This window comes from Curtobacterium sp. MCPF17_011, assembly GCF_003234145.1.
In the GTDB taxonomy this organism is placed as follows: Bacteria; Actinomycetota; Actinomycetes; order Actinomycetales; family Microbacteriaceae; genus Curtobacterium.
In genome coordinates this window covers 221,187-243,362 of the sequence record NZ_QKSK01000002.1, presented here as the reverse complement: position 1 = coordinate 243,362, position 22,176 = coordinate 221,187, and the positions used below count along the sequence as shown (strand labels likewise).

19 protein-coding genes are annotated in these 22,176 nt (G+C 71.2%); 7 read left to right on the top strand and 12 right to left on the bottom strand.

Annotated features, from left to right (window positions below):
- Positions 1-7: 7 nt before the first annotated feature.
- From DEJ25_RS03935 to aroA, 3 genes are read right to left on the bottom strand one after another with little or no spacing between them, the layout of a single operon-like run.
- Positions 8-1,150, bottom strand: coding sequence for a hypothetical protein (locus DEJ25_RS03935; protein WP_146240611.1), 1,143 nt, complete (start codon positions 1,148-1,150; stop codon positions 8-10).
- A 54-nt stretch (positions 1,151-1,204) separates the two neighbouring features.
- Positions 1,205-2,260 (bottom strand): ribosome small subunit-dependent GTPase A, encoded by a 1,056-nt coding sequence (rsgA, locus tag DEJ25_RS03930; RefSeq protein ID WP_111043838.1) that lies wholly within the window; start codon positions 2,258-2,260, stop codon positions 1,205-1,207.
- Positions 2,257-3,624, bottom strand: coding sequence for a 3-phosphoshikimate 1-carboxyvinyltransferase (aroA, locus tag DEJ25_RS03925; RefSeq protein WP_111043837.1), 1,368 nt, complete (start codon positions 3,622-3,624; stop codon positions 2,257-2,259). Before aroA ends, rsgA begins: the two co-directional genes overlap by 4 nt.
- A gap of 152 nt (positions 3,625-3,776) precedes the next feature.
- Here aroA and DEJ25_RS03920 point away from each other — a divergent pair, with 152 nt between their 5' ends.
- From DEJ25_RS03920 to DEJ25_RS03910, 3 genes are all read left to right on the top strand, one after another.
- On the top strand, positions 3,777-4,592 hold the full coding sequence (locus tag DEJ25_RS03920; RefSeq protein WP_111043836.1) for a sigma-70 family RNA polymerase sigma factor: 816 nt from the start codon (positions 3,777-3,779) through the stop codon (positions 4,590-4,592).
- Positions 4,589-4,831 carry a zf-HC2 domain-containing protein gene (locus DEJ25_RS03915; RefSeq protein WP_110902080.1) on the top strand — a complete coding sequence of 81 codons (243 nt, stop codon included), beginning with the start codon at positions 4,589-4,591 and terminating at the stop codon, positions 4,829-4,831. Before DEJ25_RS03920 ends, DEJ25_RS03915 begins: the two co-directional genes overlap by 4 nt.
- A 69-nt stretch (positions 4,832-4,900) precedes the next feature.
- Positions 4,901-5,338, top strand: a complete 438-nt coding sequence (locus DEJ25_RS03910; RefSeq protein WP_110902081.1) for a GNAT family N-acetyltransferase — start codon at positions 4,901-4,903, stop codon at positions 5,336-5,338.
- A 55-nt stretch (positions 5,339-5,393) separates the two neighbouring features.
- Here DEJ25_RS03910 and DEJ25_RS03905 read toward each other — a convergent pair whose 3' ends face one another.
- The 5 genes from DEJ25_RS03905 to DEJ25_RS03885 form a co-directional block, all read right to left on the bottom strand.
- The gene (locus DEJ25_RS03905) at positions 5,394-6,317 is read right to left on the bottom strand and encodes an ROK family protein (RefSeq protein ID WP_110902082.1); all 924 of its coding nucleotides are present in this window, start codon (positions 6,315-6,317) and stop codon (positions 5,394-5,396) included.
- Positions 6,314-7,363: an SIS domain-containing protein gene (locus DEJ25_RS03900; protein WP_110902083.1), complete on the bottom strand. Its 1,050-nt coding sequence runs from the start codon at positions 7,361-7,363 to the stop codon at positions 6,314-6,316. Before DEJ25_RS03900 ends, DEJ25_RS03905 begins: the two co-directional genes overlap by 4 nt.
- Before the next feature lie 62 nt (positions 7,364-7,425).
- The gene (locus DEJ25_RS03895; protein WP_220033163.1) at positions 7,426-8,244 is read right to left on the bottom strand and encodes a DeoR/GlpR family DNA-binding transcription regulator; all 819 of its coding nucleotides are present in this window, start codon (positions 8,242-8,244) and stop codon (positions 7,426-7,428) included.
- Complete coding sequence (locus DEJ25_RS03890) at positions 8,241-9,653, bottom strand: sugar porter family MFS transporter (protein ID WP_220033162.1); 1,413 nt, start codon at positions 9,651-9,653, stop codon at positions 8,241-8,243. Before DEJ25_RS03890 ends, DEJ25_RS03895 begins: the two co-directional genes overlap by 4 nt.
- A 257-nt stretch (positions 9,654-9,910) precedes the next feature.
- Positions 9,911-13,714 (bottom strand): multifunctional oxoglutarate decarboxylase/oxoglutarate dehydrogenase thiamine pyrophosphate-binding subunit/dihydrolipoyllysine-residue succinyltransferase subunit, encoded by a 3,804-nt coding sequence (locus DEJ25_RS03885; protein ID WP_181427338.1) that lies wholly within the window; start codon positions 13,712-13,714, stop codon positions 9,911-9,913.
- A gap of 190 nt (positions 13,715-13,904) precedes the next feature.
- Between DEJ25_RS03885 and DEJ25_RS03880 the strand changes: the two genes are divergently transcribed.
- Positions 13,905-15,344 (top strand): GuaB1 family IMP dehydrogenase-related protein, encoded by a 1,440-nt coding sequence (locus tag DEJ25_RS03880; protein ID WP_111043904.1) that lies wholly within the window; start codon positions 13,905-13,907, stop codon positions 15,342-15,344.
- Between the two features lie 167 nt (positions 15,345-15,511).
- On the opposite strand, the gene DEJ25_RS03875 is transcribed toward DEJ25_RS03880, so the two are convergent.
- From DEJ25_RS03875 to DEJ25_RS03865, 3 genes are all read right to left on the bottom strand, one after another.
- Positions 15,512-16,552, bottom strand: coding sequence for a hemolysin family protein (locus tag DEJ25_RS03875; RefSeq protein ID WP_110902087.1), 1,041 nt, complete (start codon positions 16,550-16,552; stop codon positions 15,512-15,514).
- The gene (locus DEJ25_RS03870; RefSeq protein WP_258366416.1) at positions 16,549-17,907 is read right to left on the bottom strand and encodes a hemolysin family protein; all 1,359 of its coding nucleotides are present in this window, start codon (positions 17,905-17,907) and stop codon (positions 16,549-16,551) included. The genes DEJ25_RS03875 and DEJ25_RS03870 overlap by 4 nt, the downstream gene beginning before the upstream one ends.
- A 169-nt stretch (positions 17,908-18,076) precedes the next feature.
- Positions 18,077-18,697, bottom strand: coding sequence for an HAD family phosphatase (locus DEJ25_RS03865; protein WP_111043835.1), 621 nt, complete (start codon positions 18,695-18,697; stop codon positions 18,077-18,079).
- Positions 18,698-18,721: 24 nt separating this feature from the next.
- Between DEJ25_RS03865 and DEJ25_RS03860 the strand changes: the two genes are divergently transcribed.
- Positions 18,722-19,570, top strand: coding sequence for an ADP/ATP-dependent (S)-NAD(P)H-hydrate dehydratase (locus tag DEJ25_RS03860; RefSeq protein ID WP_111043903.1), 849 nt, complete (start codon positions 18,722-18,724; stop codon positions 19,568-19,570).
- Positions 19,571-19,671: 101 nt separating this feature from the next.
- Here the strand turns inward: DEJ25_RS03860 and DEJ25_RS03855 are convergent, their stop codons facing one another.
- Complete coding sequence (locus DEJ25_RS03855) at positions 19,672-20,394, bottom strand: YceI family protein (RefSeq protein ID WP_258366409.1); 723 nt, start codon at positions 20,392-20,394, stop codon at positions 19,672-19,674.
- 67 nt (positions 20,395-20,461) lie between these two features.
- Here DEJ25_RS03855 and DEJ25_RS03850 point away from each other — a divergent pair, with 67 nt between their 5' ends.
- Positions 20,462-21,727: a glycosyltransferase family 87 protein gene (locus tag DEJ25_RS03850; protein WP_258366408.1), complete on the top strand. Its 1,266-nt coding sequence runs from the start codon at positions 20,462-20,464 to the stop codon at positions 21,725-21,727.
- Between the two features lie 24 nt (positions 21,728-21,751).
- Positions 21,752-22,081 (top strand): thiamine-binding protein, encoded by a 330-nt coding sequence (locus tag DEJ25_RS03845; protein ID WP_111043832.1) that lies wholly within the window; start codon positions 21,752-21,754, stop codon positions 22,079-22,081.
- Positions 22,082-22,176: the final 95 nt, after the last annotated feature.

The following is a 22,176-nucleotide window of genomic DNA, read 5'->3' as shown; positions in this document are numbered from 1 at the left end:
GCGGCGGTCAAGCCGCGACGACCTCTTCCTCCTCCAGCCGGGTGACCGCACGCTCGCGGCCGATCCGGCTCCGGCGGGCGACGAGCCCGTGGACGAGGACGCAGAGCAGCACGGCGGTGACGAGCCAGAGTCCCAGGACCAGGCCGCTCCGACCGAGCGAGGCGCCGGGGAAGTACTGCAGGTCCTGTGCGGCCTGCAGCCAGGCCGCGCCGCTCCAGAAGGTGTTGAGGCCCGCGAAGAACCCGGGCTGGAACGCCGGCTGGAAGATCCCGCCCGAGGACGTGAAGTTGAGCATCACGAACAGCATCGTCAGCACCGGGGTGGTCCACCGGCCGATGAGCGGGTGCAGGCCGACGCCGAGCGCGATGATGACCGCGTCGTACAGCCAGGCGAACAGGAACACCTGCCACTGGTGGGTGGTCAGCACGCCGTACACCGGGCCGGCGACGACGATGCCGATGCCCGCGACGACCCCCGCGGTGACGAGTCCGACGACGGCGGTCCACACCGGGCGCAGGCGCGTGGCGAAGGCGGCGACGGCGATCGCTGACGAGTACCCGCCGACGCTCAGGCCGACCAGCAGGAAGAACAGGCCCTGACCGGTGGTGTCCTCGGCACCGGTCGGGACGACGTCGACGACGTGGAACGGCAGGTGTTGCTCGAACGCGATCGGCACGAACACCTCCTCCGCAGCCGAGGCCGTGGTCTCGCTGGCGGCGGTCGAGACGTAGAGCGTCGCGTCGGCGTCGCTCGGGGCGTAGACCGCGGCGAGCTCCCGGTCCCGGACCTGCTGCTCGGCGGCCCGGCTGGCGTCGACGACGTGCGTGACGAGGGCACCGTCGGACTGGTCGGTCACCGTCTGCGCGAAGACCTGCGTGCTCGGGGTGGTGCCGACGATCCCGACCGGGAGGTCGTGCGGGGTGGGGGCGTGGAAGGCACCCAGGTAGGCCAGGGTCATCCCGACCGCGAGGAAGAGCGGGACGAGGATGTGCGAGCCGAACGAGCGCAGCACCTGCCCGAGGCCCTGCGGGCGCAGCACGCCGGGGGAGCGGTGCGGTGGGCGTGGGGCCGCATGGCCGTGCACGGTGGGAGCGATGGGGGAGGACGACGCGTTCGGGGACGCGTAGTTGTACTTTGCAACTTCGGACACGAGGAGCGAGACTACGCCCCCCTCGACGCGAAGTCGAGGGGGGCGGCGCGGGCTCTACGCCGTGCCCGGGTCCTCGGCGCCCATGCCCGTCAGCAGGGCCCGGAACGAGTCGAGGCGCTCGACGCCGGTCGTCCCGAGTTCGCCGCTCTGTACCCGGTCGACGATCTCCCAGTCGTGCGCCTGGTCGAGCGGGATGCCGTCGGGGGCGTCCTGCACGGTCACCGCATGCGAGGCGAACGCGCGGAACACGTTCTCCGGCTGCACGTGCCCCAGGCCGAACGACCGGACGCCCGGGGTGTCGATGATCCAGCCGCCGTCCCGCACCCGCAGCGCGATCGAGGACGACGACGTGTGCCGCCCACGACCGGTGACGGAGTTCACGACGCCGATCGCCCGCGTCGACCCGGTCAGGGCGTTCACGAGCGTCGACTTGCCGACGCCGGAGTGCCCGACGGTGACGGTGACCTTGCCGTCGAGCAGCTCGTGCAACGCCTCGAACGGCACGTCGTCCGCGCGGCTCGTCACGATGCGCAGGTCGAGGCAGGCGAAGTGCGCCAGGAACGACGTCGGGTCGGCGAGATCGGTCTTCGTGATGCAGAGGATCGGGTCGAGCCCCGCGTCGAACGCCGCCACCAGGTACCGGTCGATGAGCCGGGTCCGGGGCTCCGGGTCGGCCGCGGCGACGACGATGAGCATCTGGTCGGCGTTCGCGACGATGACGCGCTCGACCTCGTCCGAGTCGTCGGCGCTGCGTCGGAGCAGCGAGGTGCGCTCGGCCACCCGGACGATGCGGGCCAGGGAGCCCTCGTCACCCGAGACGTCGCCCGCGAGCGAGACGTGGTCACCGGTCACGACGGACTTCCGACCCAGCTCGCGTGCCTTCGTCGCGGTGACGACGTGCTCGCCGTCCTCGCCGGTCACCAGGACGCCGAACCGACCGCGGTCGACGTTCGTCACCCAGCCGGTCGGGGCGTCGTCGTACGAGGGTCGGGTCTTGGTGCGCGGCCGGTTGCCCTTCGGGTTCGGGCGGACACGGACGCTGGACTCGTCGTACTGGCCGTACGGCTCGTCCTCGTCGGTGCCGCCGTCGGTCTCGTCCCACCAGCTCATGCCGGATCCCCTTCGCTCGTCCGCGCGGTGCTCGTCGCCAGCAGGTCGGCCCACAGCTCGGGGAACTGCGGCAGCGTCTTCGCGGTCGAGCCGATGTCGTCGACGGCCACGTCCGCCGTCACCAGGCCGACGACGGCTCCGGCGGTGGCCATGCGGTGGTCCTCGTACGCGGCCCAGTCGCCGCCGTGGAGCCGTGCCGGCTCGATCCGCAGGCCCTCCGGTCGTTCCGTCACCGCGCCTCCGAGACCGTTGACGTCCGCCGCGAGCGCGGCCAGCCGGTCCGTCTCGTGGCCCCGCAGGTGGCCGATGCCCGAGACCTCGCTCGGTCCGTCGGCCAGGGCCGCGAGCGCGACCAGCGCGGGGGCCAGTTCGCCGCCGCGGGTCAGGTCCAGATCGACGCCCGGTACGGAGGCCCCACCCCGGATCCCGACGCCGCCGTCGAACACCAGGTCGTCACCGTCCCGCGTCACGGTCGCGCCCCACAGCGGCAGGAGCGTCTCGAGGTCGGCACCGACCTGCGTCGTCTCGGTCGGCCAGGTCCGGATCCGGACCGTGCCTCCGGCGACGAGGGCGGCGACGGCGAAGGGGGCCGCGTTCGAGAGGTCCGGTTCGATCGTGACGTCACGCGCTGCGATCGACCCGGGGTGCACGACCCACTCCCCGACCGACGGCTCGTCGACCTGCACGCCGCGGGCGCGGAGGACCTCGACCGTCATGGCGATGTGCGGCAGGCTCGGCAGTCGCTCGCCGGTGTGCCGGAGGTGCAGTCCCTCGGTGAAACGCGGCGCGGAGAGCAGCAGCCCGGAGACGAACTGGGACGACGCCGACGCGTCGATGTCGAGCGCGCCGCCCCGGACCGCGCCGGTGCCGACGAAGGTGAAGGGCATCGCGCCGCCGCCGTCGTCGGTGACCTGCACCCCGAGGTCGACCAGGGCCTGGACCACCGCGGCCATCGGACGCTTCCGGGCGTAGGGGTCGCCGTCGATCGTGACCGGTCCCTCGGCCAGGGCGGCGAGCGGCGGCAGGAAGCGCATCACGGTGCCCGCGAGACCGCAGTCCACCCGGACGTCGCCGTGCATCGGTCCGGGCGTGACCCGCAGGTCGGGACCGTACGGGTTCTCCGGGTCGCCGGCCGCGGGGCGGACCTCGTCGATCCCGACGCCGAGCTGCCGGAGCGCGGTCGTCATCAGCGACGAGTCCCGCGAGTGCAGCGGCAGGTGGATCGTCGACGGGCCGTCGGCCAGGGCGGCGAGGACGAGCTCCCGGTTCGTCAGCGACTTCGAGCCGGGCAGAGCGACGTCGCCGGCCAGCGGGCCGCGCGCGACCGGGGCGGTCCAGGGGTGGGAATGCGTCGTGGCTGCCATCGGTTCACAAGACTACTGAACCCATCGGGAGGAGCACGGTGATCGCACTCGCACCGTCACGAACGGCCGACACAGCACTGCTGCCTCGGGTCGTCACGACGCTCGCCGAGCCACATGGCCCGGACACCACCGTCCGCCTAGACTGGCGGGCGATGACGACCGACGAACCGCAGCACGCACCGGACGACCTGGTCGACGAGACCGAGGCGCAGCTCGACGCCGTCGAGGACGAAGACCTCGCCGGACTCGGCTCGGACGCAGGGACCGTCGATGCAGCGCCCGAGCCCGTCGACGCGAAGACCGTGTCCGAGCACGAGCTGCGTCGTCTGTTCGAGGACCAGGCGCTGCCGTTCATGGACCAGCTCTACGGTGCGGCGATGCGGATGACGCGCAACCCGGCCGACGCCTCCGACCTCGTGCAGGAGACCTTCGTGAAGGCGTTCGCCGCCTTCCGACAGTTCCGCCAGGGCACGAACCTCAAGGCGTGGCTCTACCGGATCCTGACGAACACGTTCATCAACACGTACCGCAAGAACCAGCGGAACCCGTACCAAGGCACGATCGACGAACTCGAGGACTGGCAGCTGGGCGGCGCGGAGAGCGTGACCCAGTCGATCTCGGCGCGCTCCGCCGAGGCCGACGCCATCGACCACCTGCCGTCCTCCGCCGTGAAGGACGCGCTGCAGGCCATCCCGGAGGACTTCCGGATGGCCGTCTACTTCGCCGACGTCGAAGGGTTCTCCTACCAGGAGATCGCCGACATCATGAAGACCCCCGTGGGGACGGTCATGAGCCGCCTCCACCGTGGCCGCCGGCTGCTCCGCGGACTGCTGGCCGACCACGCACGTGAGACCGGTGTCGTCCCGGACGCAGCGTCGACGGCGACGATGCGCGGACGAGGCCGAGGTGCAGGCACGCGGGCGGCCACGACGGCCGGCACCCGCACGACCCGGAAGGACGCACGATGAGCGGGTGTGACTGCTCGAAGGCGAAGGCGGAACTCGAGGAGTTCCTCCACGACGAGCTGCGACACGAAGACGCTGCGGACATCCGCGAGCACATGGACGGCTGCGAGGACTGCCTCACGGAACACCGCGTCGGCGTGGTGCTCATGGAGACCGTCAAGCGCGCCTGCCGCGAGACCGCTCCGGAGCAACTCCGCGACGAGGTCCTCGCCCGGCTCCGCGCGGTGCAGTCGGCCCACTGACGCCCGGTCCAGCGCGGCCGGGGTCGTCACACCCGCGGTGACGGCGGCGTGAACGGGTAGGGTGCGGACATGACCGACGCCGAGCCGATCAGCACCTGGACCGAACCCGACGTCGCCGCGGTGACCGATCTGCTGCGCCTGCTCGGCCACCGGGTCGAGCCCGCCGCGATGCAGGCCCGTCTCGACCGGCTCACCGCCGAGGCCGGCCACCGAACCTGGGTGGTCCGTGGCGACGACGGTCGTCCGATCGCGGTCGCTGGCGCGCAGGTCACGTGGACCTACGCCGGTGACGAGCCGACCGCGCAGCTACTGCTGCTGGTCGTCGATCCCACGTTCAGGAGGCACGGCACCGGTTCCGCACTCCTCGGCACGTTCGAGACGTGGGCGGCCGAGCAGGGCGCGCGGCGGCTGTCTGCCGTCAGTGCCGCTGCGACCGACAACGCGCACCGCTTCTACCAGCGCCGCGGGTACCACGAGGCCGGCGTGCGCTACACGAAGATCGGGTAGCGCCGGCACGCAGACGACGCGCACCTTCCGCGAGAGCGCGTTGCCCGCCGCCGGTCTACGCCGAGCCGGGCGCGATCGCGAGCGCCGCGCCGATGGCACCGGCGTTGTCGCCGAGAGTGGCCGCGCGCAGGTCGACGTCCACCCGGTAGTCCTCGGACCGGTCGAGTGCCGTGAGGACGTCATCGCGGATGAGCGGCAGACAGACCGCTGCGCTGCCTCCGAGCACCGTGACCCGCGGTTGCCAGAGCGTGTGCAGCGCCGCGAGCCCGCGCCCGACGGAAACCGCGTACTCGTGGAACACCGCACGCACCCGGTCGTCGTCCTGTGCTCGCGTCATCGCTTCGCCGATCAACCCTCGCTCGATGGGCTTGCCGCGCATCGCCTCGCTGAGGCGGCGCTGCAACGTGGTGCGCGAGGCAGCCTGCTCGAAGCAACCGGTGAGGCCGCAGTAGCAGCGCTCAGGGGCACTGCTGATCGGGATGTGGCCGCCCTCCGGGTGAGCGCCGTCCGCGCCGCGGACCGGGCGCCCGTCGACGAGCATGGCGACACCGACGCCGGTGCCGAGCGTCACCATGAGGAGCCGGTCGGACTGCTCCCCGGCACCGCCGCCGCGTTCACCGAACGCCGCGGCGACTGCGTCGTTGTCGATGCCGACGGGCACGCGCAGACGGGCTTCGAGCCGTGCGACGAGGGGGAAACCGGAGAACCAGGGCAACGTCGCTCCGTTGTGGACCACGCCAGTGACGACGTCGACGGGTCCGCTTGCCCCGATCCCGACCGCGGTGAGTTCTGCGCCCGCGGGCACCACGTCCTCGATGAGTCGAGCCAGTCGATCGACGCGTTCCGCCTCTGTCCCGGCACCGAGCTCTGCGGTGGGGACGTCGAGCGCCTTGACGATCTCGCGGTCGACCACGCCGATGGCGCGGGATCCGGTACCGCCCAGGTCGACCCCGACACGGCAGGGGCGCGGGACGTTCACAGGGCGGCCGTCACTTTCTGGCCGAAGCGGAAGCGCCCGGCGACCTCACCGGTGGCCTTCGCGAATGCGAGGGTGAGCAGCTGGGTGCGGACCGACCCGACGGTGAGTCGGGAGAGCGCGCTGTCCCGGTCCGGGGTGGCGAGCAGCTCGGTCCCGGGGTACGCCCGAGGCCCGACGGTCAGGACGGTGGCACCGGAGCGGACGAGGTCTCCGGCGAGCCCGGGCAGGAAGGGGTCTGCCTCCGCACCCTGGCCGAACAGCACCGCGGTCAGCCCCGGGCCGGCCAGTTCGTACGGGCCGTGGCGGAAGGCGCCGCCGACGAAGCCCTCCACCGGGACCTTGCTCGACTCCTTCGTGATGAGGGCGCCGGTGAGTGCCGTCGCCGCGTCGTCCCCGATGCCGATGTAGGCGAAGCGAGCGCGGGGTGCCTCCCAGGCCTGCTGTGCGAACGTGTCGGCGTTCGGCCACTCGGTCAACAGGGCCGAGACCTCGTCGGCGATCCTGCGGACGTCCGCGTCGACGTCGTCGACCGATCCGCCGGTCATGCGTGCGAGGGCGCGGTGCTGTGCTGCGAGGGTGTTGAGGTAGCTCTTCGTGCTGACGGTGGCTTCCGGGCCGCTGTGCAGTTCGAGCACGATGTCGGCCATCGCGGCGAGCGGACTCGACGTGTCGTCGGTCGTGGCGATGGTCAGCGCTGGCTTGCTGGACCCGGTGAGCACGTCCGCGAGGGCGGCGACCTCGCCGCTCCGCCCTGACTGGGACGTCGCCCACACCAGCGTCCGGTTCGTGACGCGCTGGGGGACGTCCAGGAGTTGACCGGCGTCGATCCGGACGACCGGCAGGCCGGCGGAAGCGAGCGCACGTTCGATCGGGACGGCGGCGTAGTCGGACGACCCCATCCCGGTCAGGATGATCCGGTCGTGGTCGCGGAGGTCGACGTCGCGGAGTGCCTCGGGCAGCGGAGCGTCCGCCTGCCGGTGGAGCGCCGCGGGCTGCTCCAGGATGTCGTCGATGTAGGAGGAGGTCTCGGCGGGGCCGTTGGACATGGTGGTTCCCTCGTTGTCTCTGAGATGGGTGAGGTGGTGCGGTGTGCCGCGAGGTCGCTGCGTCAGCGGGGGACCGGGACGCAGCGGAGCACGTCGCCGTACGCGGCGCGGTCCTCGACCGGGATGCCGTCATCGGTGATCACGGCATCCACGTCGTCGAGTGCGCACACGGTCGCGAGCGAGCGCCGGCCGAGTTTCGAGCTGTCCGCGACGACCGCGATGTTCCGCGCGGCGGCGATCATCGCGCGTTTCAGGGGGAGCTCGACGACGTTGATGTTCGTGATGCCCGCGTCGGGATCGACGCCTTCGGCACCCAGGAACGCCCAGTCCACGTGCAGGCCCTCGACCGCTTGTGTCGCCACGGGGCCGACCAGGGTGAACACCGTGTCGAGCAGCAGCCCGCCGGTGACGTGCACCTGGTGGACTCCCTGGCTCCGCAGGCACATCGCGACCATCAGGTCGTTCGTGACGACCGTCAGGTCCCGGTGGTCGCCGAGCGCTGCAGCGACCTGGAAAGCCGTGGAGCCGTTGTCGATCAGGACGGACTGACCGTCACGCACGAGGCCCGCCGCGGTCACACCGATCGCGGTCTTCTCAGCGAGGTGCTGCGAACGCCGTACCTCGTAGGGCGTGTCGATCGTGTCGGCCGGGTCCGCGGGGAGCGCGCCGCCGTGCAACCGCCGGATGAGGCCAGCCCGTTCCAGGCGTTCCATGTCGCGACGGATCGTCGACGAGTCCACGTGCAGCGCTGACGTCAGGTCGACCGCTCTGACGTACCCGCTGTCGCGCACCCGGTCGAGGATCGCCTGACGGCGCTCGGCCGGCGTCTGCGGCATCGGCGACCCCCAGGAGTGGTGTGCAGGTGCTTCGATCGTAGTCATGCTCTGACGTGGCTCTCGTCATCGGCGCCGGTCCGGACGGAACCCGCGCGGAAGTGCTCCTCGAGCTCTTCGAGCGTCCGCCCCTTCGTCTCCGGCATGCGGAAGCAGAAGCCGACGAACACCAGGCAGATCACGGCGAAGATCGACATCGTCGCCGGTGCGCCGATGGAGTCGAGCAGCGGCAGCGAGAACAGTCCGATGAGCAGGTTCGTGACGAAGATCACGAACGTGGCGGCTGCCGTCGCCTTGGCACGGACGTGCAGCGGGAAGATCTCGGAGATCACCACGTAGGCGACGAGGCCTGGGCTGACGGCGTACACGACGATGTAGACCGCCAGGCAGACGAGGGAGAGTGCTGCGGTGCTGCCGCTCGCGGGGAGGGCGAGCAGCACGGCGAGGGCACCGAGCGACCCGGTCATGCCGATCGATCCGATCAGCAGCATGGGTCGGCGGCCGACACGGTCCACGAGTGCCATCCCGACGCCTGTGAAGACGACGTTGACCACGCCGAGACCCACGGTGGCGAGGAGTGACGCCGACGCGCCCATCCCGATGGACTGCAGGATCTGCGGGGCGAAGTAGACGATGAGGTTGATCCCGCAGCCGTTCGCGAAGAAGGCCACCAGGATGCCGATGACGACCATCGGGCGGACCCACCCGCGGAACAGGTCACGCCAGCGGCCGCGCTGGGCCGACTCGTCCTCGTTGTCGACCGCCTCGATCTCCGCCACCTCGTGTGACACGTCATCGCGTCCACGGATGCGTCGGAGGACCTGCAGTGCCGCTTCCCGGCGCCCCTGGACGATGAGCCACCGCGGAGACTCCGGGATGAGCAGGACGCCGAACGCGAGCAGGACGCCGGGCACCGAGGCCAGACCGAGCGACCATCGCCATGCCTCCGTCGATGCCAGGGCAGCGTTGATGCCGTAGCCGACCAGGATCCCGAGGGTGGTGAGCAGCTGGAAGCCTGCCACGAGCGCTCCGCGGAGACGGGCCGGTGCGAGCTCGGCGATGTACACGGGCACCAGGACCGAGGCCGCGCCGACACCCACACCGACGACGATCCGCCCGGCCATCAGGACCGACAGGTCCGGAGCGACCGCTGAGACCAACGCCCCCAGGCTGAAGAGGACCCCGGAGAGCAGGAGCGTCCACCGGCGTCCGAACCGGTCGGCGAGCGGGCCGCCGGCCAGCGCGCCGATGGCCCCACCGAGTGTCGATCCGCTGACGACCGCGCCTTCGAGGAAGCTGCCGAGGTGGAAGTCGCCTGCGACGAAGCCGCCCGCGCCACCGGAGACACCGATGTCGTAGCCGAAGAGGAGTCCGCCCAGGGTGCTGACGGCGATCGCGATGTACACGTACCCCGTCATCCGGTCGCGAGTGGGAGGCACTCGGGTCATCGATGTCATCTGTCGTCGTCCTTGCTCGTTCACGTCACTGGGAGAGATGGGACGCTTCCGGTGGAAGCGGCGGTGCACCAGTCAGTGTTGCTGCACGGAATCGCGCAGACAAGAGCAAAAGCGTGCGCGTTATCGTGCACGATCTGGACACCCGCCCGAAACGGGATCCCCGTAGCATCCGCCTGTCCTGCGCTCCGACCCGCCCCGACAACGAACAACGCGCCCCGTCGGAACGGGGCGCGTTGTACGTGCGGGTGTGCGAAGGGCTACCGCAGCGCGCGGTCGATGACGTCGGCGGCCTCCTGCGCACTGCGCTTCGACGAACCGGTGGCCGGGGCCGCGCTCGCGGAACGGGACGAGACGGACAGCGGCCGACCGTCGAGGTGCGGCGAGAGGTTCATGCACACGAACGGCCAGGCGCCCTGGTTCTCAGGCTCCTCCTGCGCGAAGACGACCTCGGCCTCCGGGTAGCTCGCGAGCACCTCGAGGATCCGGTCGAGCGGCAGCGGGGCGAGCTGCTCGAGCCGGACGAGTGCGACGTCGGTCGTGCCGCGCTTCTCGGCCTCGGTCCGCAGGTCGTGGTGGATCTTGCCCGAGTGCAGGACGACGCGGCGCACCGAACGACGGTCGATGCCGTGCGACTGCAGGCGGTCGTCGTCCAGCACCTCCTGGAACGAGCCGGACGTGAAGTCGGCGACGGCGCTCGTCGCCTGGCGCAGGCGGAGCATCGCCTTCGGGGAGAACACCACGAGCGGCTTCTGCGGCTTCGCCCACGCCTGTCGGCGGAGCAGGTGGAAGTACGACGCCGGGGTCGACGGGCGAGCCACCACCATGTTGTCCTGCGCGCAGAGCTGCAGGTAGCGCTCGATGCGGCCGGAGGAGTGGTCCGGTCCCTGACCCTCGTAGCCGTGGGGGAGCAGCAGCACCAGGCCGGAGCGCTGGCCCCACTTCTGCTCCGCCGAGGAGATGAACTCGTCGATCACGGTCTGGGCACCGTTCGCGAAGTCGCCGAACTGCGCCTCCCACAGCACCAGGGCCTCTGGGCGCTCGACCGAGTACCCGTACTCGAACGCCATCGCCGCGTACTCGCTGAGGAGCGAGTCGTAGATGAAGAAGCGTGCCTGGTCCTCGGTCAGGTTGGCGAGCGGCAGCCACTCCTGACCGTTCGTGCGGTCGTGGAAGACCGCCTGACGCTGCACGAACGTGCCACGGCGGGCGTCCTGTCCGGCGAACCGCACGGGCTTGCCCTCGACCAGGACCGAACCGATCGCCATGAGTTCGGCCATCGCCCAGTCGACGCCGCCGGCACGCGTCATCTCGCGGCGCTTCGTGAGCAGCTGCTGCAGCTTCGGGTGGATCGAGAAGCCCGACGGCGGGTTGCCGTGCGCGTCACCGATGAGTTCGACGAGCTCCTGCGAGATCGCCGTCTCGCGCACCTCGAGTTCGGAGTCGTCACGCTGGGAGGTCGGACGCTCGAGACCGTTCACGGCACCGGAGTCGTCGACCGAGACCATCGGCATGGTTCCGGTCTGTGCCTCGTGCGTCTCGGCGAACGCACGCTCGAGGCGGTCCTGGAAGTCGCGGTGCGCGTCGTCGTACTCCTGCTGCGTGATGTCGCCGCGGCCGACGAGGGCCTCGGTGTACAGCGTGCGGACGGAGCGCTTCGCCTCGATGAGGTTGTACATCAGCGGCTGCGTCATCGAGGGGTCGTCGCCCTCGTTGTGGCCGCGGCGGCGGTAGCAGACCAGGTCGATCACCACGTCGCGGTGGAACTCCTCGCGGTACGCGAACGCCAGGTCGGCGACGCGGGACACGGCCTCCGGGTCGTCGCCGTTCACGTGGAAGACCGGTGCCTGGATGGTCTTCGCCACGTCCGTCGAGTAGACGGACGTGCGGGCGGACTCGGGCGGGGTGGTGAAGCCGACCTGGTTGTTGATGACCAGGTGCACGGTGCCGCCGGTGCGGTAGCCGCGCAGCTGCGACATCTGCAGCGTCTCGACGACCACGCCCTGTCCGGCCATGGCCGCGTCGCCGTGCACGAGCACCGGCAGCGTGCCGAACGTCCCCGCCGGCTTCCGGTCCTGCTTGGCCCGGACGATGCCCTCGAGCACGCCGTCGACGGCCTCCAGGTGGGACGGGTTCGCCGCGATCGTCACCGGGATGGCCGTGCCGTCGGACGCGCGGAACACGCCCTCGGTGCCCACGTGGTACTTGACGTCACCCGAGCCCTGCCCGGAGACGGTGCCGGGCAGCTGGGTGCCCTCGAACTCACGGAAGATCTGGCCGTACGTCTTGCCGGCGATGTTCGTCAGGACGTTGAGGCGGCCGCGGTGCGCCATCCCGATCGCGACCTCGTCGAGGCCGGCGCCGGCGGCGTTCTGGATCAGGGTGTCGAGGAAGGCGATGGTCGACTCGCCGCCCTCGAGCGAGAAGCGCTTCTGGCCGACGTACTTGGTCTGCAGGAAGGTCTCGAACGCCTCGGCCTCGTTGAGCTTGCCGAGGACACGCAACTGCTCGTCCTTCGACGGCTTCGAGTAGGGCACCTCGATGCGCTCCTGCACCCAGCGGCGCTGCTCCGGGTCCTGGATGTGCATGTACTCGATGCCGACGGTGCGGCAGTAGGCGTCGCGGAGGATCCCGAGGACGTCGCGCAGGGGGGCGGTCGTCGTGCCGGCGAGCCCGCCCGTGACGAACTCCCGGTCGAGGTCCCAGAAGGTCAGCCCGTGGCTCTCGATCTCGAGGTCGGGGTGCGTGCGTTGCCGGTACTCGAGCGGGTCGATGTCGGCCATCAGGTGCCCGCGGACGCGGTAGCTGTTGATGAGCTCCTGCACGCGTGCGGTCTTGTTCACCCGGTGCGCCAGGTCGACGTTGATGTCGTTCGCCCACTGGATCGGCTTGTACGGGATCCGGAGCGCGGCGAAGATGTCGTCGTAGAAGCCGTGCTGACCGATCAGCCGCTCGTGCACCTTCTTGAGGAACTCGCCGGAGCCGGCGCCCTGGATGACGCGGTGGTCGTACGTGCTGGTCAGCGTGATGGTCTTGCCGACGCCGAGCTCGACCAGCGTCTTCGGTGCCGAGCCCTGGAACTGCGCCGGGTACTCGAGCGCTCCGGCGCCGACGATGCAGCCCTGGCCCTTGGTCAGGCGCGGGACGGAGTGCTCGGTGCCGATGCCGCCGGGGTTCGTCAGGGAGATCGTCGTGCCCTGGAAGTCCGACGGGGTGAGCTTGTTGTCCCGGGCGCGCTTGACGACGTCCTCGTAGACGGAGAGGAACTGCCCGAACGTCAGGGTCTCGGCCCGCTTGATGCTCGGGACGAGCAGGGAGCGCGTGCCGTCCTTCTTCGGGACGTCGATCGCGATGCCGAGGTTGACGTGCGCGGGGGTGACGAGGAACGGCTTGCCCTCGCGCTCCTCGTAGGAGACGTTCTGGCTCGGGAACTCCTTGAGCGTCTGGACCATGGCCCAGCCGATCAGGTGCGTGAAGGAGATCTTGCCGCCGCGGGCCCGGCGCAGGTGGTTGTTGATGACGATCCGGTTGTCGATCATCAGCTTCGCCGGGATCGTCCGGACGCTGGTCGCGGTCGGGACGGTCAGCGAGGCGTCCATGTTCGACGCCAGGGTCTTCGCCATGCCGCGCAGCGGGGTGGCGACGTCCTCGTGGGTCTCCTCGTGCTCGTCGGCGGAGTCGTTCGCCTCGGCCGGGATGGGGGGCGGCGTCGGCTGGCGCGAGGTGGTCCGGGCCTGGAGCGGGGTCTTCGCCTCACCGGTCGCGGGCTGCTGTGTGCTGGACGGCCCGGCGACGGCGGCGGGCTGCTCGGCGGGGGCGTCCGCGGCGGCAGCGGCCTGCGCGGGGGCTTCGGCGGTCGAGTCGGTCGCGGCGGTCGAGTCGGTCGAGGTGGTGGAGGCGGTGCTGCTGAGCTGGGTGCGGTGGTAGCTCTCGAGGACCGGCCACCAGGACTCGTCGACGCTGCTCTTGTCGGCGACGAACTGCTCGTAGAGCTCGTCCACCAGCCACTCGTTCGCGCCGAATTCGCCCGCGGTCTCGTCAGTTCCGGTCAGATGGCTCGACACAGCCGATCGCCCACTCTCCGTCGATTGATGCTCGTGTGTGTCGTGCAGGGCAACCCTGTCCCGCACGCCGTCAACCCTAGCCGCTCATCCGTGGCCGTGAGGTGGGAGACGGCGGGTGAGTCGAGCCTCCAGACCCGGTCCGCGTGGCGCTCCCCGGCGGCCCTCCGCAGGCCGCCGTACAGTGGCCGTCATGAGGTTCTACGAGACGCGGCCGACCCACGACCTGACCTACTCCGACGTCTTCCTCGTCCCCAGCCGGTCGAGCGTGACGAGCCGCTTCGACGTGGACCTGGCCACGAACGACGGCACCGGCGCGACGATCCCGATCGTCAGCGCGAACATGAACTCCGTGACCGGTCCGCGGCTGGCCGCGACCCTCGCTCGGCGGGGCGGCCTCGGCGTGCTGCCGCAGGACATGCACCTGCAGGACCTCGACGCGGCGATCCGCTGGGTGAAGGCGCAGCCGGTCGCGTTCGACTCCGCGCTCGACCTGGGCGCCGACACCACCGTCGCCGAGGCGCTCGAGCAGCTGCTGCCCGTCGCGGGCCGTGGTGTCGTGGTCCGCGACGAGGCGGGGGAGTACCTGGGATGCGTGCCCGCCACCCGTCTCGCCACCGCCGGTGCCGACGCGGTCCTCGGCGACCTGCTGCACGGCGCGACGACCGCGATCGACGCCGAGGACGCTGGGTCCTCCCGCCACGTGTACGACGTGCTCACCGCGGCCGGCGTCGACTTCGCGCCGGTGATGCGGCACGGCAAGGTCGTCGGCACCGTCAGCCCGACGAGCGCCATCCGCTCCGACATCTACCGGCCCGCGGTCGACGCCTCCGGCCGACTGCGTGTCGCCGCGGCCGTCGGCATCACCGGCGACGTCGGCGCGAAGGCCGCAGCGCTGGCGGACGCCGGTGTCGACGTCCTGGTCCTGGACACCGCGCACGGTCACCAGGAGGGCATGATCCGCGCGCTGCGCGCGGTGTCCGCGCTCGACCTCGGCATCCCGCTCGTCGCCGGCAACGTCGTCACCGCCGACGCCGTGGCCCACCTCGTCGCCGCGGGTGCGTCCATCATCAAGGTCGGGGTCGGTCCCGGGGCGATGTGCACCACGCGCATGATGACGGCGGTCGGTCGTCCGCAGTTCTCCGCCGTCCTCGAGACCGCCGCCGCCGCGCGTTCGCTCGGCGCGCACGTCTGGGCCGACGGTGGCGTCCGCTACCCCCGCGACGTCGCGCTGGCCCTGGCCGCGGGTGCGTCGGCCGTGATGATCGGCTCGTGGTTCGCCGGCACACTCGAGGCACCCGGCGTGCTCCGCCGCGACGACGCCGGACGCGCGTACAAGGAGAGCTGGGGGATGGCGTCCGCCAAGGCGGTGCGGGAGCGCTTCGAGCGCCTCGACCCGTACGAGCGGGCGCGCAAGGCGCTCTTCGCGGAGGGCATCTCGTCCTCGACGATCTACCTCGATCCCGAGCGGCCGAGCGTCGAGGACCTGCTGGACATGATCACGACGGGCCTCCGCAGCTCCGCCACCTACGCCGGCGCGACGAGCCTGCCCGAGTTCGCCGACCGTGCCCTGGTCGGCATCCAGTCCGCCGCCGGTTACGAGGAGGGCAAGCCCCTGCCCGTCAGCTGGTAGGGGAGCACCGACGGACGGGAGGCCCGGTACCAGCTGGTACCGGGCCTCCCGTCCGTGAGGGCGTCGCGTCAGCGGCGGGCTCGGCCGTCCTCACCGCGGAAGCGACAGTCCAGCGCCGATGACCGGGACACGACTGACGCTGCCACGAGTGGAATCACGACGTCGGGTCAGCGACGCCGGGTCGCGTCCTCGACGGTGCCGATGAGTTCCTCGAGGATGTCCTCGAGGAACAGCACGCCCGTCGTCCGGCCGTCCGCGTCGAAGGCCCGCGCCACGTGGCGTCCAGCCCCGCGCATCGTCGCGAGCGCGTCCTCCAGGTCCATCTCCGTGTAGAGCGAGATGAGCTGGCGGATGCGCTTCGGCGGCACCGGGTCGTCGAACTCGTCCGGCCGCAGGTCGATGACGTCCTTGACGTGCACGTACCCGGTCGGGTCGCCCGCGTCGTCGACCAGGACGTACCGCGAGAAGCCGCGCTGGGCGACGGCCCGTTCGACGTCGGCGGGCGTCGCGTCCTCGTGGAGGGTGACGAGCCCGGACATCGGCACGGCGACGTCCTTGACCTTCTTCTCGGTGAACTCGAACGCCATCCGAAGTGTGCCGGAGTCGTCGGCGAGGGTGCCCTCGCGTCGGGACTGCTCGACGATGGTCTGCACCTCTTCCACCGTGTACGCGCTGACGGCCTCGTCCTTGGGCTCCACCTTGAACAGGCGCAGCACCGCGTTCGCGACCTCGTTGAGCCCGACGACGACCCAGTGCAGGCCGTGGCCGATGTACCAGAGCGTCGGGACGAGCAGCAGCGCCGCCCGGTCCGGCATCGAGAACGAGATGTTCTTCGGGACCATCTCGCCGAAGACCACGTGCAGGAACGACACGAGCAGCAGCGTGAAGACGAACGCGATGACGCCGATGACCTCGCCGCTCCAGCCCGTCAGGTGCAGCGGGACCTCGAGCAGGTGGTGGATCGCCGGCTCGGAGACGTTGAGGATCAGCAGCGAGCAGACCGTGATGCCGAGCTGTGTGGTCGCGAGCATCCGGGTGGCGTGCTCCATCGCCCACAGTGTCATCTGTGCGGCTCGCGACCCCTGCTCCGCACGCGGCTCGATCTGCGAGCGGCGGGCCGAGATCACGGCGAACTCGGCTGCGACGAAGAACGCGTTGCCGCCGAGCAGCACGAACAGCCAGAAGATGCCCCACCAGTCGGAACTCATCGGGTGGCCTCCTGGTCCGTCGTGGTGGTGCGCTTGCCGTTGCCGTTGCCGGCGCTGCTGCCCAGGGTGTCCTCGCCGACCGGGTTCGGCGTGTACCGGATCCGGTCGATGCGCCGGCCGTCCAACCGCTCGATGCGGAAGACGCCGGAGTCGATGGCGACCTCGTCACCCACGACGGGCAGGCGTCCGAGCTCCTGCATGAGGAACCCGCCGACGGTCTCGTAGGGGCCGTCCTCGGGGACGGTGACGCTCGCGCGGTCCTCCAGCTCGTCGGGGCGCAGCAGCCCCGGGAAGGTCAGCCAGCCGCGGCTCCGGACGACGTCGATGCGCGCCCGGTCGTGCTCGTCGGACACCTCGCCGACGATCTCCTCGACCAGGTCCTCGAGCGTGACGACGCCGGCGGTCCCGCCGTACTCGTCGACGACGATGACCATCTGGTAGCCGCGACCTCGGACCTCGGTGAGCAGGGTGTCGCCGGGCATGGTCTCCGGCACTCGTTCGGCGTCGGTCATCAGGGCGCCGACCGGCACCTCGGCGCGCTTCTCACGCGGGACCGAGACGGCCTGCTTGACGTGCACGAGCCCGACGACGTCGTCCGCGTCCTCCTCGATGACGGGGAAGCGGCTGAAACCGGTCTTGCGCGCCAGGGCGATGACCGCCTCGGCGCTGTCGGACACGCGGATCGTCGACAGGCGCGGACGCGGCGTCATCACGTCGCTGGCGTTGAGCTCGGAGAAGGACAGCGTGCGCTCGAGCAGCGTTGCGGTGTCCTGTTCGAGCGAGCCCTCGGACGCGGACCGGCGGAGCAGTGACGTGAGCTCCTCGGCACTGCGGGCGCCGGAGAGCTCCTCCTGCGGTTCGATGCCGATCGCGCGGAGGACGGCGTTCGCGGTGCCGTTGAGCAGGGCGACGGCGGGCTTGCACACGGTCGTGAAGCCGACCTGCAGGGGCACGACCAGGCGTGCGGTCTGCAGCGGCAGGGCGAGCGCGAAGTTCTTCGGCACGAGTTCGCCGAGGATCATCGACAGCAGGGTCGCGATGACGAGCGCCACGATCGAGCCCACGGTCTCGACGACGCCCTCGGCGAGGTTCATCGCGAGGAACGGCGCTTCGAGCAGCGTGGCGATCGACGGCTCGAGCAGGTAGCCGGTGAGCAGCGTCGTCAGCGTGATGCCGAGCTGCGCGCTGGACAGGTGCGTCGAGGTGACCTTGAGCGCACCGATGACGGTGCTGAGACCGGTCTCACCGCGGTCTCGGCGGGCTTCGACGTCGGCGCGGTCGAGGTTCACGAGCGCGAACTCGGAGGCGACGAAGACGCCGGTGCCGAGCGTCAGCAGGATGCCGCCGATCAGCATGACGATGTCGACGGGGCTCACGAGGCACACCTCGGAGTCGGGCAGCTCACTGTGTGAGCGGCGGGCATGTGATGGTCAGAACTAGGAGGGTCGTCCACAATGCCTCGATGGTACCGGGCGCTTCCTCGGAGGAAGCGAGAAGGCGTCAGGAGGTGAGCCGTGCCTCCCGTCAGATGCTGGCCGCGAGCTCCTCGAGCGACCGGCGCAACCCGGCGGCCGAGGTGAAGTGCACCCCCACCGCGCCGACGGCGTCCGCGCCGGCGGCGTTCTCCGCGCGGTTGTCGACGAAGACCATGGCACTCGGCTCGATGCCCAGACGTGTGCAGGTCTCGCGGTAGATCGAGGCGTCCGGCTTCAGGACGTGTTCCTCCGCGCTCACCACGACTACCTCGAACAGCGAGCCCATCGGCGAGCGTCGGTACGGGTCGCCGAAGTCGAAGCCCGCGTTCGAGAGCAGCGCCAGCCGGGTGCCGCCGTCGTGGAGCTCCTCGACGAGGGCCAGGACCTCGGGGTCGACCTCGAACCAGCCGGTGAAGTCGAGCGCCCACAGCCGGTGCACCTCGGTCACCGACCAGGTCCGGCCGGTGCGCTCGGCGATCGCGCCCCAGTACTCCAGCACCGTCAGGTCGCCGCGGTCCAGGTCGTGTCGGAGCTCCTGGTACACCGGGAACAGCGTGTCGGCGTCGAGCCCGGTCGCGTCGAGCAGTGCGGCACGGGCGGCGTGCGGGGTCCGGCTGATCACCTCGCCGTAGTCGAAGACGACGACACGACCAGGCAGGGACAGGCTCATGCCCGTCACCGTACCGTGGGCACGATGAACGACTTCGTCTCCGTCCGACCCGTCGACGCCGCCCCCTGGATCACCGTTCCCTCCGGCGACACCTCGAAGTACCGACGCGGGGTCCTCGGCGTCGCCACCGGGTCCGCGCAGTACCCGGGTGCGGCCGTGATGGGGGTCGACGCGGCCGTGCACACCGGCCTCGGCATGGTCCGCTACGTCGGCCCGGAGCGGGCCACCGACTTCGTGCTCGCCCGTCGGCCCGAGATCGTCGCCGGCGTCGGTCGCGTCCAGGCGTGGCTCCTCGGGTCGGGCACCGCCGCCGGTTCCCTCGACGAGCTCGACGAGACGACCCGAGCCGGTTTCACGCACGCCTCGGACGACGGCGTGCCGGTCGTCGTCGACGCGGGGGCGATCCCGCTCGTCGACCTCGGCCCGCTCGCGGTGCTCACCCCGCACGCCGGGGAACTCGCGTCGCTCCTCGGCGTGTCCCGGGACGAGGTCGAGGGCGACCCGCGCGGCTCAGCACTCCGTGCCGCCGAACGGACCGGGAGCGTCGTGCTCCTCAAGGGCGCCGACACGCACGTCGTCACGCCCGACGGCGGGGTCCGGCTGGTCGCGTCGTCGGCGACCCCCTGGCTTGCGGCAGCGGGGGCCGGGGACGTGCTCGGCGGGGTGCTCGGCGCGCTCGTCGCCGCCCGCGCCGGCACGTCCGAGGTCGGACCGGAGGAGCTCGCGTACCTGGCGGCGGCGGCAGCGGTCGTGCACGGGGTCGCTGCCCGTCGGGCCTCGCGTGGTGGGCCGTTCCCGATGACGGCGCTCGTCGAGCAGCTGCCCGGGGTGGTGCGCGACCTCGCGGTCACGGGCGACGCGCAGGTCGACTGACGGGGCCGCGGGACGGCCCGTCGGACGGGAGGCGCGCCGGCGGGCCGGTGCCGTGCCTCCCGACTGTCAGCCGGTCGCGCCGAGACCCGCCCGGTCACCGGTCAGGACGACGGCGAGGCGTGCACGAGGAACTCGACCGCCCCCGCGTCGTCGACCTTCACGAAGCCCAGGTTCGGCGCCTGCACCGAGTAGTCGGAGAACGTGATCGGGACCGTGCCCGAGACGTCGACGCCGTCGCCGCTGAGTCCGACCTGCAGCGTCGCCGTCACCGGCTTGGTGACGCCGTGCAACTCGAGGGTGCCGGTCGCGCGGACCTCGGTCGTGCCGCCGCCGGTCGGGACGGCGTCGGACACCGGCTCGGTCAGGGTGAACGTCGCCGTCGGGAACGCCTGCGTGTCGAGGGCCGAGTCGCGGAAGTACGAGTCGCGCTGGGCCGAGTCGGTCGCGATGGTGCCGACCTGCACGGTGATCGTCGCCGCGCTGATCGTGGTGCCGTCGACGGTCGCTGTCCCGGTGACCTCGGACGTGCGGCCGGTGACGGTGACGTCCGATCCGTTGAGGACCTCGTGGACGCGGTAGCCGGCCTCGGACCCGTCGCCGACCGTCCAGGTGCCGGACAGGTCCTGCGCGTCGAGCGTGGAAGGAGCACGGCTGGCGGCGACCGTCGGTGTCGCTGACGCCTTGGCGTTCTCACCGGAGGTGTACGCGCGGGTGCCGATCGCGACGGCGACCACCGCGACCACGGCGACGACGACGAGCACGACGAGCACGACCACGAGGCGGCGCCGGGGGCGGGGGGACGGGCGGTTCGGAGCGGAGGTCACCCGAGGACGGTGACACGTCACTCTCGGGATCGGCTGAGGATCTGTGCCCGGTCGGTACGCTCGTCCGGTGCGCAGGAACCCGTGGCCCGAGATCGTCGTCTTCGGGGTGGCGTTCGTCACGGTGCACCTGGTCCTCTGGTACCTGACGCTCGTCGTGCCGAACCAGCCGATCGGTGACGTCACCATCACCTACCGACGGTGGATCGAGTCGGGGCAGGCGTCGCACTTCTGGGTCGGCATCGACTCGGCGTGGGTGTACCCGATCCTGGCGATCGTGCCGATGGCGGCCGCGGCCCTCGGCGGCACCGCGTCGATCGGCACCGGATGGCTGCTGCTCATGGTGCTGTTGAACGCGGTCGCGGCCGCGGTCCTCTGGCGCTTCCGGGCGTTCGGCGTCCGGGTGGTCTGGTGGTGGCTGGTGTTCCTGCTGGCCCTCGGTCCGATCGGCCTCGGACGGATCGACACCGTCGCCACCGCGGTCGCACTGGTCGGCGTGGCATTCGTCGCCGCACGACCCGGGATCGCCTCCGCGGTGTTCACCGTCGCGGCTTGGATCAAGGTGTGGCCGGCCGCCCTGGTCGGGGTGCTGTTCGTCCTCCGCCGCGGGCGTCGCGTCGAGGTCGTCGCCGGTGCGTTCACCGTCACCGGGCTCGTCGTCCTGGTCGACGTGCTGTTCGGCGGTGCGACGCACCTGCTCTCGTTCATCGGCGAACAGACCGGTCGTGGGCTGCAGATCGAGGCGCCGCTCGCCACCCCGTTCCTCTGGGCCGCCGCCGCCCACGTGCCCGGCGCTGCGGTCTTCTACGACCGGGAGATCCTGACCTTCGAGGTCTCCGGTGCCGGCACGACGGTCGCCGCGGCACTCTCCACCCCGCTGATGGCGGCCGTCGTGGTCGTCGGCGTCGTGCTCGCGCTGCTCGCCGTCCGGACCGGGGCCCGCCGCACCCAAGTCGCCCCGGTGCTGGCGCTGCTGTTCGTCGCGGCGCTCATCGCGACGAACAAGGTCGGGTCGCCGCAGTACATCGGGTGGTTCGCGGTTCCGGTGGTCTGGGGGCTCGCCGCCGGACGGGGGAGTGCCTGGCGGTTCCTGCCGGTCGCCGCCGCGATGCTGCCGATGGCCTTCCTCACGCAGCTCGTCTACCCGGGCTACTACGACCAGGTGCTCGCCGTGCAGCCGTGGATCCTCGTCGTCCTGTCGGTGCGGAACGCCCTCGAGGTCGCCGTGCTGGTCTGGGCGGTCGTCGTGCTCGTCCGGCTGTGGCGGCAGGGGATCGAGCCACGCGCCTCCCGTCGGGCCGCCGACGCGACGCAAGCGGACCCCGTCGCGCGTTGACGTGTGGCGGGGCAGGATGGGGGCATGATCGTCGCCTTCTCCATCGCCCCGTCCGGTGGGCCCGCCGCAGCCGAGGACGGCTCCGTCCACGACGCCGTCGCCGCAGCCGTGCGGGTCGTCCGTGAGTCCGGCTTGCCGAACCGCACCTCGTCGATGTTCACCGAGCTCGAGGGGGAGTGGGACGAGGTGTTCGCCGTGGTCAAGGCCGCCACCGACGCCGTCGCGCCGTTCGGGACGCGGGTCTCGCTCGTGCTCAAGGCAGACATCCGGCCCGGGCACACGGGGGAGATCGACGGGAAGCTCGAGCGGCTCGAGGCGGCGCTCGCCTCGGCCTCGGACGGTCCCGAGCACTGAGTGCCCTCGGACGGCGCGGTCTCAGCGCGACACGCCGCCCACGTTCCAGCGATGTCAGCGGTCGGGTGTGTGCTGGATGCATCGGCCGGCGCACG